Below are 14,263 nucleotides of genomic sequence, written 5' to 3'. Positions count from 1 at the left end.
GGCGCTCGGCCGCACCCTCGCCGAGCCGCTGACCGCGCTCACCGACCTGCCCGCCTTCGACACCTCGGCGATGGACGGCTGGGCGGTGGCCGGGCCCGGCCCCTGGCGGGTGTCCGGCCGACTGCTGGCCGGGCGCCCCGCGGACGGCCCGCTGGCCGACGGCGCCGCCGTCGAGATCGCCACCGGCGCCCAGCTCCCCCCGGGCGCCACCGCCGTGCTCCGCCGCGAACACGGGGAACCGGACGGCCCGCTGCTGCGCGAGCGCGTCCCCGGCGCGCTGACCACCGGCCAGGACGTCCGCCCGCGCGGCCAGGAGTGCCGGCGCGGCGAGCAACTGCTCCCGGCCGGGACCAGGATCGGTCCGGCCGTGCTCGGCCTGGCCGCGGCCGGCGGCCACGACCTGCTGGCCGTGCACCGGCGCCCGGTGGTGGAGCTGCTGGTGCTCGGCGACGAACTGCTCGGCTCCGGCCTGCCCCGACCCGGCCTGGTCCGGGACGCACTCGGTCCGCTGCTGCCGCCGTGGCTGCGGGCGGCCGGCGCGGAGACCGGCGAACCGCGCGCCGTCCGTGACGACTTCGGACTGCTCAGGGACGCGCTGCGGCACTCCACCGCCGACGTGGTGGTCACCACCGGAGGGACGGCGGCCGGTCCGGTGGACTTCCTGCACCGGGCGCTCGCCGAGGTCGGCGCCCGGCTGCTGGTGGACGGGGTCGCCGTCCGCCCCGGCCATCCGATGCTGCTGGCCGAACTGCCCGGCGGGCGTCATCTGGTGGGTCTGCCGGGCAATCCGCTGGCCGCGGTCGCGGGGGCGGTCACCCTCGCCCTGCCGCTGCTGCACGCGCTGGCCGGGCGCGGCCCCGGCGAACCGGTCCGGGCCGTGGCCGTCGCCGCCCTGCCCGGACACCCGGTGGACACCCGGCTGCTGCCGGTCCGGCGGACCGCCCACGGGGTGGTCCAACTCCCCTACGACGGACCGGCGATGCTGCGCGGGATCGCGCTGGCGGAGGCGCTCGCCGTGGTGCCGCCGGGCGGCGCGGCGGCCGGTGCCGCGGTCGAACTGCTGGAGGCGCCGTGAGCACCGGCGGCGGACGGGGGTTCGGCCGCTTCTCCGGCCGGGCCGCGGCGGAGGCGGAGCCCTGGGCGGACGCCGGGATCGTGCTGCCCGCCCGGCGCAGCGCCCCGGCTCTGCGGCAGGTCGGCTTCCGGCTGCTGCTGGCCCTGGCGGTGCTGGTGGCCACGACGCTGATCGTCTGGGTGGACCACGAGGGCTACAACGACAACGCCGGGGGCGGGGTGAGCCTGCTGGACTCGGCCTACTACGCCACGGTGACGCTCTCCACCACGGGCTACGGCGACATCACCCCGTACAGCGACACCGCCCGGCTCACCAACATCTTCGTGATCACCCCGCTGCGGGTGCTGTTCCTGATCATCCTGGTCGGCACCACCCTGGAGGTGCTCACCGAACGCACCCGTCAGCAGTGGCGGTTGAACCGATGGAGGTCCACCGTGCGCGAGCACACCGTCGTGATCGGCTACGGCACCAAGGGCCGCAGCGCGATCGACACCCTGATCCTGCAGGGGGTGCGCAAGGAGGAGATCGTGGTGGTCGACCCGCAGCGCAAGGCGGTCGACCAGGCGGCCCAGCACGGTCTGGTGGCCGTGCTCGGCGACGCCACCAGGACCGACACCCTGCTGCGGGCCGGACTCCCCACCGCCGCCCGGGTGGTGGTGGCGCCGGAGCGGGACGACACCGCCGCCCTGATCACCCTGACCGCCCGCCAGCTCACCCGCACGGCCACCGTCGTGGCGGCGGTGCGCGAGGACGAGAACGCCCCGCTGCTGCGGCAGAGCGGCGCCGACGTGGTGGTGACCAGCTCCAGCGCGGCGGGCCGGCTGCTCGGCATGTCGATGCTCAGCCCGCACACCGGCGCGGTGATGGAGGACCTGCTCACCTACGGCGACGGCCTGGACGTGGTCGAGCGCCCGGTCACCCGGGCCGAGGCCGGGCACAGCCCGCGCGAGTGCGAGGACCTGGTGGTCGCGGTGGTCCGCGGCCGAAGGGTGATCAACTACACCGAGCCGGAGGCGCAGACCCTGCAACTCACGGACCGGGTGATCGTCATCAAGTCGGCCGCCCAGGCGTAGGGTCGTCCGTCATGAGTGATCAACCACCGCTCCCCTTCGGCGCCTTCGAGTTCCACGCCACCGCGCTGGAGGTGGCCGACCGGCTGGCGGCCCCGGTGGCCGAGGCACTGGCGGCCTGGCCGGACCGGGAGGCCGCCGGTTCGGTGCTCTACGTCGAGACCGACCCGGAGAAGGCCGACACCGCCGTCTTCTGCGAGACCTACGAGGTGCCGCTGGAGGCCTCGGCGAACTGCGTGGTGGTCGCCGCCCGGCGCGGCGGGGAGACCACCATGGCCGCATGCCTGGCGCTGGCGACCACCCGGGTCGACGTCAACCGGGCCGTCCGCAAGCACCTGGACGCCCGCAAGGCCTCGTTCGCCCCGATGGACGCCGCGGTCGGGGCGACCGGCATGGAGTACGGCGGGATCACCCCGGTCGGGCTTCCGGCGGGCTGGCCGCTGCTGGTCGACGCGGCGGTCGCGGCGGCCCCGTTCGTCCTGGTGGGCAGCGGGCGGCGGCGGGGCAAGCTGATCCTGCCGGGCCGGGCGGCGGCCGCGCTGCCCGGAGCGGTGGTGCTCCCGGAGCTGGCCGGCTGACAGGCGGGTCGGCCCGTCCTCCGGCCGCCGGGTCGCAGTAGCGTCGGGTCCATGCATGCGATGACGATTCCTGAACCCGGCGGGCCCGAGGCGCTGCGCTGGGCGGAGGTGCCGGACCCGGTGCCCGGGGAGGGCGAGGTCCTGGTCGAGGTGGCGGCCACCGCCGTCAACCGCGCCGACCTGCTCCAGCGGCAGGGCTTCTACGAACCGCCGCCGGGCAGTCCGCGCTATCCGGGCCTGGAGTGCGCGGGCCGGATCGCCGCGCTGGGGCCCGGGGTGGCCGGCTGGGCGGTCGGTGACGAGGTGTGCGCGCTGCTGGTCGGCGGCGGCTACGCGGAGCGGGTCGCGGTGCCGGTCGGCCAACTGCTCCCGGTGCCGAAGGGGTTGACCGCGGAACAGGCCGCCGCGCTGCCGGAGGTGGTCTGCACGGTGTGGTCCAACGTCTTCCTCACCGCGCGGCTGCGCCCCGGCGAGACGGTGCTGGTGCACGGCGGCGCGAGCGGCATCGGGACGATGGCGATCCAGCTGGCCAAGGCCGTCGGCGCCCGGGTCGCCGTGACGGCGGGCGGCCCCGAGAAGCTGGCCCGCTGCGCCGAACTGGGCGCCGACGTGCTGATCGACTACCGCGAGCAGGACTTCGTCGAGGTGCTCGGGGAGGCCACCGGCGGGGCCGGGGCGGACGTGATCCTGGACATCATGGGCGCCAAGTACCTGTCGCGGAACGTGGACGCGCTGGCGGTCAACGGGCGGCTGGTGATCATCGGGCTGCAGGGCGGGGTGCAGGGCGAGCTGAATCTCAACACCCTGCTGCGCAAGCGCGCCGCGGTGATCGCGACCAATCTGCGCGGGCGGCCGCTGGCCGAGAAGGCGGCGATCGTGGCGGCGGTGCGCGAGCACGTCTGGCCGCTGGTCGAGTCGGGCGTGGTGCGGCCGGTGGTCTACCGGGTGCTGCCGCTGGCGGAGGCGGCCGAGGCGCACCGGGTGCTGGAGGCCGGGGCGCAGGTCGGCAAGGTGGTCCTGAAGGTCTGAGGCCGCGGGTCGGGCGGGTCCGGGGGCCTGGCGGCCGCCCGGGCCCGCCGTACGACATGCCCGGAATGTCGGACTGTGTGAGTCTGGACGGGAGCTGTCCCGCCGCCGACCCCGCCCAGCGCGGTCGGCCGTCGCGGAAGGACCTCGACCGTGCCCGCACCCGCACCCTCGTCCGCGTTCCTCGGGCCGCTGCCCGCGGCCCTGCCGCCGCACCCTTCCCACCGCCGCACCGGCCGGCGGCTGCTCGCGGTGGCGGTGCTCGGGCTCGCCGTGCCGCTGGTGCTCGGGCCGGCCGCGATCGCCCTGCCGGGCGCGCCGGCCGGTGCCGTCGGTGCCGTTCCCGTCCGGGCCGCCGCCCCCGAAGCGTCGGAGCAGCCGGCGACCCCGGCGCCGTCCGGTTCGGCGGCGCCCTCGGACGGGTTCTCCCCGGTGGCTTCCCCGGAGCCGGAGCCGCAGCAGGAACCGGTGCCTGATCCGCAGCAGGAGCCGGAACAGCCGTCCGCCGGTGCCGAGCCGGAGCCGACGGCCGTCGCGGAGACCCCCGCCGAACCGACCGCGTCCGAGCCCTTCCCCGCCGAGCCCTCCCCCGAGCCGACCGTGCCCGGGCCCTCCTCCCCGGAGCCGGCCGCCCCGGTGCCGCCGTCCGCGGCCGTCCCGGCCGCCACCGCGGTGGCGTGGCAGGCGGTCGGCCGGGTCCGTCCCGGTCCCTCCTGGGCCGACCGGGAGCAGCGCCACGGCCGCCACCGTCCCGCCTCGGCGCCCGAGCGCACCGGGTCGGCCCCCGAGGGGGCGCCGGACCTGGGCCGGGCGCAGGCGGCCGAGCAGGCGCCGGAGCAGCCTTCCGCCACCGGCGCGGACGCCGCCCCGGGCCCGGCGGCCGGGGGTGCCGACGGCGCGGTGGAGTCGGCCGCGCCGGAGGACGGCTCCGGCGGCGAGACCCTGGCACTCGGCCGGCCCGGGCCGCAGGCCGTGCTGGTCGGCCCGGCCCTGCTGCCCACCCGCTGGGACGACGCCGCCACCCGCCAGCTGCCGCTGGGTGCCGGTCTGGGCCTGATCGGCTGCGGGCTGGGCCTGATCGGGCTGCGGCTGCGCCGGCACTGACCGCCACCGACCGCGTCCCGGCGGTCGGACGTGGGCCGCCCGGCGCTCGGAACGGGGCCGCCCCCGGTGCTCCGGATCCGGGGGCGAACTGAGTATCCGTACGGATACCGCGGCCCCGCCCCCGGGCGTAGCGTCGTTCCCGGTGCGGGCGGGCGGCTGGTCGCGGCACCGGCGGCGGGCGGGGCGGGGCGGGTCGGTCGGGGGCCTCCTCCCCGGCAACCCCAGTGAGGGAGAATGTGGTTCATGACGAATCCGATGAACGAGTACTCGTCGCAGGAGTTCCACCAGGCCATGGGCGGGCAGCCGCAGGACGGCCAGAAGGTGCTGATCGTCGGACCGGACGGGCTGCCGGTGGGTTCGGCGACCGGCCCGATGGGGGACGACGGCGACGGTCCGCGTGAACTGCCGGTGACCGAGATGGTCGAACAGCCCGCCAAGGTCATGCGGATCGGCAGCATGATCAAGCAGTTGCTGGAGGAGGTCCGGGCTGCTCCCCTCGACGAGGCCAGCCGGGCGCGGCTGAAGGACATCCACGCCAGCTCGATCAAGGAGCTGGAGCTGGGCCTGGCTCCCGAGCTGGTGGCCGAGCTGGAGCGGCTGTCGCTCCCGTTCACCGAGGACTCGATCCCGACCGAGGCCGAGCTGCGGATCGCCCAGGCGCAGCTGGTGGGATGGCTGGAGGGCCTGTTCCACGGCATCCAGACCGCGCTGTTCGCGCAGCAGATGGCGGCCAGGGCGCAGCTGGAGCAGATGCGGCGGGCGCTGCCGCCCGGTCTGCACGGCGGGGAGCCGGAGGGGGACGAGCCGGGCGAGGGCCGCGGCATCCGCTCCGGTCCCTACCTGTAGCGGTCCTTCCACGCGTGGGCGTCCGCCCACCTGTGGACGTCGGCCGTACCCGTACCGCCACGGCCCCGCCGGGGCGGCGCGGCACGGGGCGCGGCCGGCCGCGCCGGCGGCGCGAGCACTACCGACCGGTACCGGGTCGCGACCTGGACACAGTGTCGGCCCTGGGCCGGTCGGTGTCCCCGCGAGCCGATACCCTGACCCCCTGTCGCAGTCCGGGCGAGCGTCGCGACAGGGGTCGGGCAGGCCAGCGGGCCGGGCCCGGAAACACGCACGGACGAGACCGAATGTCACGGTCGCGGCGGTACGGCCGCACCGAGGGGGAGCAGAGGACCATGAGCGAGCACGGCAACGCGGCGGCCGAGGGCTACTCCCTGGGCAACGGGCGGTACGTGCTGCAGCGGGTGCTGGGCGAGGGCGGTATGGCCTCGGTCCACCTCGCCTACGACAGCGTGCTGGACCGGCAGGTCGCGCTGAAGAGCATGCACGCCGAGCTGGGCCGGGACGACTCGTTCAAGGAGCGGTTCCGCCGCGAGGCCCAGGCGGTGGCCCGGCTGGAGCACCCGAACATCGTCACCGTCTACGACAGCGGCGAGGACATCGCCCAGGACGGCTCCAGCACGCCGTACATCGTGATGCAGCTGATCGACGGCAAGGGCCTGCGGGACGCCATCAACGAGGCGGTCGGCCAGCACGGCGCGATGCCGGTCGAGGAGGCGCTGCGGGTCACCATCGGTGTGCTGAACGCACTGGAGGCCTCGCACGACATGGGCCTGGTGCACCGTGACATCAAGCCCGGCAACGTCATGTTCGACCGCAAGGGCAACGTCAAGGTCATGGACTTCGGCATCGCCCGCGCGCTGGAGAGCGGGGTCACCTCGATGACCCAGACCGGCATGGTGGTCGGCACCCCGCAGTACCTCTCGCCCGAGCAGGCGCTGGGCAAGCCGGTGGACGCCCGCTCCGACCTCTACTCGGTCGGCGTGATGCTCTTCGAGATGATCACCGGCCAGCTGGTCTTCGACGGCGACTCGGCCTTCTCGATCGCGTACAAGCACGTCCAGGAGGAGCCGCCGGCGCCGTCCACGCTCAACCCGCGGCTGGCCCCGGCAGTCGACGGGTTCGTCGCGACGGCGCTGCGCAAGGACCCGGCGCACCGCTTCGCGAGCGCGGCGGCGATGCGGGACGAGGCCGAGCGGCTGCTCTCGGCCGGCAAGGGCGGCGGCAGCCCGCTGGCGGCCAGCAACCCGCTGGTGATCACCGACGGTCCGCGGTCGGTGCACGCCGCGCCGCAGGCACCGCAGACCCCGCAGCCGTTCCAGCCCATGCAGCCCATGCAGCCGCAGCCGTTCCAGCCGCACGCGCAGCCGCAGTTCCAGACGCCGCCGCCGGTGTTCCAGGCCCCGCACACGCCGCAGCCCTTCCCGCAGCCGCAGCCGTTCCAGACGCCGCCGCCGGTGTTCCAGGCCCCGCACACGCCGCAGCCCTTCCCGCAGCAGGCGCACACCCCGCCGCCGCACCCGATGCCGGCGCCGCCGTTCCAGCCGCAGCCGGTGCCCGCGTCGAACAGCGGTGGCTGCTCGACCGCCCTGGTGATCATCGGCATCATCGTCGGTGTGATCGTGCTGGCGGTCATCATCATCGCGATCGTGGTCAACCGGGCCGAGGGCCAGTCGAAGGACGGGGCGCGGGGCGTCTCGAGCGCGGTGGTCACGGCACCGGGACCGGACGGCCGGGCCGACCGGAATGGCCTGCTCTGACGGGTTCTGCCCGGAACACGCGTGCTCCGGGGGTCCGCCGGAGGCGGTAGCGTTCGGGGACACGAGCGACAGGGCACCGCGATCCGAGCGAAGGCCCGGGGCGAGGAGCGATGGCACAGACGCAGCATCCGGACGACGACGGGGCCTGGGCGACCGGTCCGGGCGGCGGGGCCCCCAGGATGCCGGAGCCGGGTGGCGACGCCGCCACGAGCGCGCTCCCGCCGTACGGCGCCCCGCAGACGCCCGGCCGGGGCACCGCCGCCCCGCTGGGCACGGTCGGTGACGGCCGCTACCGGCTGACCCACCGGCTCGGCCGGGGCGGCATGGCCGAGGTGCTCGCCGCCCAGGACGTCCGGCTCGGGCGGACCGTCGCGGTGAAGCTGCTCCGCGGTGAACTGGCCCAGGACGAGATCGCCCGGCTCCGCTTCACCAGGGAGGCGCACGCCGTCGCGGCGCTCAACCACCACGCGATCGTCGCGGTGTACGACACCGGCGAGGAGTACGTCGGCGAGGAGTCGACGCCGTACATCGTGATGGAGCTGGTCGAGGGCCGGACCGTCCGCGAGCTGCTGGTCGACGAGGAGGAGCCGCCGGTCGACCAGGCGCTGATCATCATCGCCGGGGTGCTGGAGGCGCTCGCCTACAGCCACCGGCACGGCATCGTGCACCGTGACATCAAGCCGGCCAACGTGATCATCACGACCACCGGCGCGGTCAAGGTGATGGACTTCGGCATCGCCCGGGCGCTCACCGGCACGGCCTCGACCATGACCCAGACCGGCATGGTCATGGGCACCCCGCAGTACCTCTCGCCGGAGCAGGCGCTCGGCAAGCCGGTCGACCACCGCTCCGACCTGTACGCGGCCGGCTGCATGCTCTACGAACTGCTGGCGCTGCGCCCGCCGTTCACCGGCGACACCCCGCTGTCGGTGGTCTACCAGCACGTGCAGGACATGCCGGTGCCGCCCTCGCAGGCCAATCCGCGGGTCCCGGCCGGCCTGGACCACCTGGTGCTGCGCTCGCTCGCGAAGAACCCGGACGACCGCTTCCAGGACGCGGACGAGTTCCGCGCGCACATCGAGCACGCGCTGCGCGAGCTGACCGGAGGCACCGGCGGCTGGCCGCTCGGCGCGACGGCCGGGCTGGCCGCGGCCGGCCAGGGCCACGGCGGGATGCCGCCGCTGGGCGTGGACGAGACGGCGGTGCTCGGGGCGGGTGTCCCTGGCGACCCGACGGCGATGCTGCCGTACCAGGTGCCGGGCGGCCCGCACACGCCCTCCTCCGCCTACCCGCCCTACGGCGGCGGCGGCGACGGCTCGGACGACGGGCACGGCGGTGGGCACGGGCGCGGTGGCGGCGGCCGGCGCGGTCCGTGGCGCTGGGTGGCCGCCGTCGTGGCGGTGGCCGTCGCGGCCAGCGTGGGCATCGCCATGGCGCTGAGCGGCAACGACAACGGCGGTGGCGGCGGGAAGCCGAGCGACCTCGGCCCGACCACCGGGGTGGTGTCGACGGCGCCGGAGGCGACCACGCCCAGTTCCGGTGCGACCACGACCACGCCCCCGGCCGGGCAGAACTCGCGTCGTCCGCAGCAGCCGCAGCAGACCGACACCAGCAACAACGGCGGCAACCAGACCCAGCCGCCGAGCCAGCCGACGGGCAAGCACACGACCAGCCCGGCGGCGACGCCGAGCAGTACCGGCAGCAAGACGGCGACCCCGAGCACCTCGGCGACCGGGACGGCCACCGCCCCGCCGACCAACACCCCGACCACGGGGACGGGCGGCGGTGGCGCGACGACGCCCCCGGCCACGGCCCCGCCGGCGACCAACCCGCCGCCGACCGGCGGTGGCAGCCAGACGCCGCCGGCCGGGGGCGGTGCCGGGGGCGCTGCCGGCGGCACCGTCCCGAAGCCGCCGTCGGCCACTCCGGTCGTTCCCTGACGGATCCGGCCGGCCGTTCCCCGTCGGGGAACGGCCGGCCGTCGGTTCAGTTGGCGAAGGCGTCCAGGACCTGCTCGTACTCCTGGCACCACCACGCCAGCTGGCCCGCCGAGGCGGGGTAGAGCGGGTCGGCCCGGTGGTCGCCCCGCTGGTAGCGCCACTGGAGCATCCAGAAGTCGTTCAGCCGCTCCCACCAGACCCGGTGGGTCGCGGCGGCCAGGTGCTCGGCGGTGGCGGCCCCGGTGGCCCGGTAGGCCTGGGACCAGTGCCGGACCCGGACGAGGTCCAGCACCCCGGTGGCGCGGTCGTTGAGGACCAGGGTGGCCGCGCGGACGGCCTCCTCGGCGCGCGGCTGCCGCCCGAGCTTGTCCCAGTCCAGGACGGCCGCGATCCGTCCGTCCCGGTGCAGCAGGTTCAGCCCGTGGAAGTCGCCGTGGGTCCAGCCGGTGGGCGGGGCGGCCCCCGGGGCGGGACGCCGGTGGGCGTGCTCGGCGAGCAGCTCCAGCCGTTCGCCGAGCCGGCGCTCGACCAGCGCGTCCAGTTCGTCGCGGGGGTGGTGCTCGCGGGCCCGTTCGCGCAGGTCGTGGGCGAGCGCGGAGCTGTCGAGCGGATCGGCGCTGCGGTAGCCGGAGGGTTGTGCGACGGGCGCGCAGACCTCGTCGAGGGCGCCGTGCAGCCGGCCGAGCAGCGCGCCCAGTTCGGCGCACTGCGGCGGGGACAGTTCGGTTCCGTGGCGGTGCCCGCCGTCCACCCAGGGGAAGAGGGCGAACAGCCGGCCGCCGAACGCGGCGATGGTGCCGGTCCGTTCGGCGAGGGCGAGCGGGGGCTCGACGGGCAGGCCCAGGGCGGCGAGGGCGGCCATCGCCCGGTGGTGGCCGGCGACCGCCTCGCGGCCGGCGGTCGCGGCGTCGACGTAGCACTTCAGGAAGTAGCCGCCGGCCTCGGTGGCGATCCGGTAGCCGCGGTTCAGCAGGCCTTCGGCGACGGGTTCGGCGGTGAGCAGGCGGCCCACCCGGTAGCGGCGCAGGACCTCGGCGAGCGCCGCGTGGGGGACGGGGGGGCTGAGCGTTCCTATCGGGGGTGCGGTGAGGTCGGGACGGGCTGGTGCACAGGCAAGGGTCTGGCTGAAAGTCACAGCCAGAGGTTAGGACCTCTCGGCGGGGGTCCTTGACAGGTCGTCAGTTGTGTGCTGTGCCCGTATCAGTGCTGCTGGTCCGCCTGGTGCCGCGCCACGAACGCCGCCGCCTGGGTCCGTCGCTCCATCCCCATCTTGGCGAGCAGACTGGAGACGTAGTTCTTCACCGTCTTTTCGGCGAGGTGCAGTTCATTGCCGATCTGACGGTTGGTCATCCCTTCGCCGATCAGGTCCAGGATGCGGCGCTCCTGCTTGGTGAGCTGGGAGAGCCGTTCGTCCTCCTTCTCACCGCCGTCCCGCAGCCGGGCCAGCACCCGGCTGGTGGCGACCGGGTCGAGCAGTGACTTGCCGGCCGCGACGTCCCGGACCGCGGTGATCAGGTCGGTGCCGCGGATCGCCTTCAGCACATAGCCGGAGGCACCCGCCATGATCGAGTCGAACAGGGCCTCGTCGTCCGAGAACGAGGTCAGCATCAGGCACTTGATCTCCGGCATCCGGGAGCGGATCTCCCGGCAGACCTCGACGCCGTTGCCGTCGGGCAGTCGGACGTCGAGCACCGCGACATCGGGGTGCACGGCCGGGATCCTGGTCAGCGCCTCGGCGGCGGTGCCGGCCTCGCCGACCACCTCGATGTCCTCCTCGACGGAGAGGAGTTCATGGACACCCCGGCGGACCACCTCGTGGTCGTCGAGGAGGAATACCGTGATTTGTCCGTTATCAGTCACGCGCAAAGCCTCCCATATCACCCTACGAAAGACCTCTCGCCCGTACCGCGCCGGGGTCACGATCCGGCCAGAGCGGTCGAAACCGATGCCGGTAACCCCCTTACGCCGGAGCCTCCGCCCGGATAACGTGCGCTGGTGTCCTGAACGCGACCGAATTGAGAGCTGCGCCACACGCGCGGTTTGTAGACCCCGAACAAGTAGGACGTCCTAGCGCAGACGCGTCGAGGACGGACGCTGGGTAACGTTCTCGTGAGGGACGCCGTCGGAAAAGGATCACCACCTGCCCCGCTGCGGGTGCGCACACCCACGCGCGCCCCGCGAGGCGGTGACCGGACCGGTCACCGGCGACCCCGGGCGGCCGGACAGACCGAGGAGTGAACGTGACCGTCAAAAGCACGGCGAGGGCCCGCAAGAAGGCTGCCCCCGGCGTCCGCGCCACGGCCAAGGACGCCCAGCCGGAGCTCGTACAGCTGCTGACCCCGGAAGGCGAGCGGGTCGAGCACCCGGACTTCCCGCTCACCGTGGAGGCGGACGAGCTCCGAGCCCTCTACCGTGACCTGGTGCTGGTGCGTCGCTTCGACGCCGAGGCGACCTCGCTGCAGCGCCAGGGCGAGCTGGGCCTGTGGGCCTCGCTGCTGGGCCAGGAAGCCGCCCAGGTCGGCTCCGGCCGCGCGATGCGACCGGGCGACTACGCCTTCCCCACCTACCGCGAGCACGGCGTGGCCTGGTGCCGCGACGTCGACCCGCTGAACCTGCTCGGCATGTTCCGCGGTGTGAACCACGGCGGCTGGGACCCGAACGAGAAGAACTTCCACCTGTACACCATCGTGATCGGCGCGCAGACCCTGCACGCCACCGGATACGCGATGGGCATCACCAAGGACGGCGCCGACGACGCGGTGATCGCGTACTTCGGCGACGGCGCCTCCAGCCAGGGCGACGTCAACGAGGCCTTCACCTTCGCCTCGGTCTACAACTCGCCGGTGGTCTTCTTCTGCCAGAACAACCAGTGGGCGATCTCCGAGCCCACCACCACCCAGACCAAGATCCCGCTGTACCGCCGGGCCTCCGGCTTCGGCTTCCCGGGCATCCGGGTCGACGGCAACGACGTGCTGGCCTGCCTCGCGGTGACCCGCTGGGCCCTGGAGCACGCCCGCACCGGCAACGGCCCGGTGCTGATCGAGGCCTTCACCTACCGGATGGGCGCGCACACCACCTCCGACGACCCGACCCGCTACCGGGCGGCCGACGAGACCGAGGCCTGGAAGGCCAAGGACCCGATCACCCGGCTCCGCACCCTCCTGGAGAAGGAGGGCCTGGCCGACGAGGAGTTCTTCGCCTCGATCGAGGCCGAGAGCGAGCAGCTCGGACTGCGGGTGCGCGAGGGCGTGCGCAGCATGCCGGACCCCGACCCCACCCTGATCTTCGACCACGTCTACGCGGAGCCGCACGCGCTGGTCGATGAGGAACGGGCCGAGTACATCGAGTACGCGGCCTCCTTCGAGGCGGGGGAGAACCACTGATGGCCGGCCAGCTCAGCATCGCCAAGGCGCTCAACGGGGCGCTGCGCAAGTCGCTGGAGAGCGACCCGAAGACCGTCCTGATGGGCGAGGACATCGGCAAGCTCGGCGGCGTCTTCCGGATCACCGACGGCCTGCAGAAGGACTTCGGCGAGGACCGGGTGATCGACACTCCGCTCGCCGAGTCCGGCATCGTCGGCACCGCGATCGGCCTCGCGCTGCGCGGCTACCGCCCGGTCGTGGAGATCCAGTTCGACGGCTTCGTCTACCCGGCCTTCGACCAGATCGTCTCCCAGCTGGCCAAGATGCACGCCCGCGCACTGGGCCACGTCAAGATGCCGGTCACCGTGCGCATCCCCTACGCGGGTGGCATCGGCGCGGTCGAGCACCACAGCGAGTCGCACGAGGCGTACTTCGCCCACACCGCCGGTCTGCGGGTGGTCACCCCGTCCAACGCGCACGACGCGCACTGGATGCTGCGCCAGGCCATCGAGTCGGACGACCCGGTGATCTTCCTGGAGCCCAAGCGCCGCTACTGGGACAAGGGCGAGGTCGGCGAGTCCGCCGACCTGGGCCTGCACGACGCGCGGATCGTCCGGCCCGGTGCCGACGCCACGCTGATCGCCTACGGGCCGATGGTCAAGGTCTGCCTGGAGGCCGCCGCGGCCGCCGAGGAGGACGGCCGCCGGCTGGAGGTCGTCGACCTCCGCTCGCTCACCCCGGTCGACTTCGCCGCGCTGGAGGAGTCCGTCAAGCGGACCGGGCGCGGCATCGTGGTGCACGAGGCCCCGGTGTTCCTGGGCATGGGCGCGGAACTGGCCGCCCGGCTCACCGAGCGCTGCTTCTACCACCTGGAGGCGCCGATCCTGCGGGTCGGCGGCTACTACGCGCCGTACCCGCCGTCCCGGGTCGAGGAGTCCTTCCTCCCCGACCTGGACCGCGTGCTCGACGCCGTCGACCGCGCGTTCGCGTACTGATCCCGGGGAGCGCTGATGACCACCGAAGTTCGCTCGCTCCGCGAGTTCAAGATGCCCGATGTGGGCGAGGGCCTGACCGAGGCCGAGATCCTCAGCTGGTACGTCAAGCCCGGTGACACCGTCACCGACGGGCAGGTCGTCTGCGAGGTGGAGACCGCCAAGGCCGCCGTGGAGCTGCCGATCCCGTTCACCGGGGTCGTCGAGCAGCTGTTCTTCCCGGAGGGCGCGACGGTCGACGTCGGCACCGCGATCATCTCGGTCGCGGTGGCCGGAGCCGCGGGGACACCCGTCCCCGCCGCTGTCGCCCCGGCCGCGGCCCCGGCCCCCGTGGCCGAGGCCCCGGAGGCGCCCGAGCCCGAGCGGCGCGAGGTGCTGGTCGGCTACGGTCCGCGGACCGGCGGCAGCCAGCGCCGGGCGCGGCGCACCACGGTCACGGCCACCGCCGCGGCCACCGTGCCGGCCCCCGCGCCCGCTCCGGCGCCCGTCGTCGCCCCGGCCCCGGTGCCGGTG

General features: G+C 74.5%; 13 protein-coding genes. 11 read left to right on the top strand and 2 right to left on the bottom strand.

Translation table 11 applies throughout. The features are described from left to right. The 8 genes from BI06_RS09230 to BI06_RS09195 all read left to right on the top strand — a co-directional run. Positions 1-1,075 (top strand): molybdopterin molybdotransferase MoeA (locus BI06_RS09230; RefSeq protein ID WP_043466931.1); only part of this gene is annotated, 1,075 nt, incomplete at its 5' end. Further along, positions 1,072-2,148: a potassium channel family protein gene (locus BI06_RS09225; protein ID WP_199523262.1), complete on the top strand. Its 1,077-nt coding sequence runs from the start codon at positions 1,072-1,074 to the stop codon at positions 2,146-2,148. The genes BI06_RS09230 and BI06_RS09225, both read left to right, overlap by 4 nt. A gap of 11 nt (positions 2,149-2,159) precedes the next feature. After that, positions 2,160-2,723 carry a YbaK/EbsC family protein gene (locus tag BI06_RS09220; RefSeq protein WP_030392461.1) on the top strand — a complete coding sequence of 188 codons (564 nt, stop codon included), beginning with the start codon at positions 2,160-2,162 and terminating at the stop codon, positions 2,721-2,723. A 51-nt stretch (positions 2,724-2,774) separates the two neighbouring features. Further along, a complete protein-coding gene (locus BI06_RS09215) occupies positions 2,775-3,752 on the top strand; it encodes an NAD(P)H-quinone oxidoreductase (RefSeq protein WP_043466928.1) in 978 nt (325 codons plus the stop codon). A gap of 150 nt (positions 3,753-3,902) precedes the next feature. Further along, on the top strand, positions 3,903-4,853 hold the full coding sequence (locus BI06_RS09210) for a hypothetical protein (RefSeq protein ID WP_043466925.1): 951 nt from the start codon (positions 3,903-3,905) through the stop codon (positions 4,851-4,853). Between the two features lie 291 nt (positions 4,854-5,144). Then, positions 5,145-5,699, top strand: a complete 555-nt coding sequence (locus BI06_RS09205) for a bacterial proteasome activator family protein (RefSeq protein ID WP_030392464.1) — start codon at positions 5,145-5,147, stop codon at positions 5,697-5,699. A gap of 332 nt (positions 5,700-6,031) precedes the next feature. Next, complete coding sequence (locus tag BI06_RS55080) at positions 6,032-7,456, top strand: protein kinase (RefSeq protein WP_063794941.1); 1,425 nt, start codon at positions 6,032-6,034, stop codon at positions 7,454-7,456. A 110-nt stretch (positions 7,457-7,566) separates the two neighbouring features. Next, positions 7,567-9,396, top strand: coding sequence for a protein kinase (locus tag BI06_RS09195; protein ID WP_063794940.1), 1,830 nt, complete (start codon positions 7,567-7,569; stop codon positions 9,394-9,396). A 46-nt stretch (positions 9,397-9,442) separates the two neighbouring features. Here the strand turns inward: BI06_RS09195 and BI06_RS09190 are convergent, their stop codons facing one another. Then, positions 9,443-10,531, bottom strand: coding sequence for a phosphotransferase enzyme family protein (locus tag BI06_RS09190; RefSeq protein ID WP_082558387.1), 1,089 nt, complete (start codon positions 10,529-10,531; stop codon positions 9,443-9,445). A gap of 65 nt (positions 10,532-10,596) precedes the next feature. After that, positions 10,597-11,256: a response regulator transcription factor gene (locus BI06_RS09185; protein WP_030392468.1), complete on the bottom strand. Its 660-nt coding sequence runs from the start codon at positions 11,254-11,256 to the stop codon at positions 10,597-10,599. 380 nt (positions 11,257-11,636) lie between these two features. Here BI06_RS09185 and pdhA point away from each other — a divergent pair, with 380 nt between their 5' ends. From pdhA to BI06_RS09170, 3 genes are all read left to right on the top strand, one after another. Continuing rightward, the gene (gene pdhA / locus BI06_RS09180; protein ID WP_030392469.1) at positions 11,637-12,779 is read left to right on the top strand and encodes a pyruvate dehydrogenase (acetyl-transferring) E1 component subunit alpha; all 1,143 of its coding nucleotides are present in this window, start codon (positions 11,637-11,639) and stop codon (positions 12,777-12,779) included. Continuing rightward, positions 12,779-13,753, top strand: a complete 975-nt coding sequence (locus tag BI06_RS09175) for an alpha-ketoacid dehydrogenase subunit beta (RefSeq protein WP_030392470.1) — start codon at positions 12,779-12,781, stop codon at positions 13,751-13,753. Before pdhA ends, BI06_RS09175 begins: the two co-directional genes overlap by 1 nt. Positions 13,754-13,768: 15 nt before the next feature. After that, the coding region (locus BI06_RS09170; RefSeq protein ID WP_304440875.1) for a biotin/lipoyl-containing protein at positions 13,769-14,263 on the top strand (495 nt) is incomplete at its 3' end.

It is taken from the genome of Kitasatospora sp. MBT66 (genome assembly GCF_000710405.2).
Classification (GTDB): Bacteria; Actinomycetota; Actinomycetes; order Streptomycetales; family Streptomycetaceae; genus Kitasatospora; species Kitasatospora purpeofusca.
The sequence above is the reverse complement of the archived record's forward strand: the minus strand, read 5'-3'. Positions and strand labels throughout refer to the sequence as shown.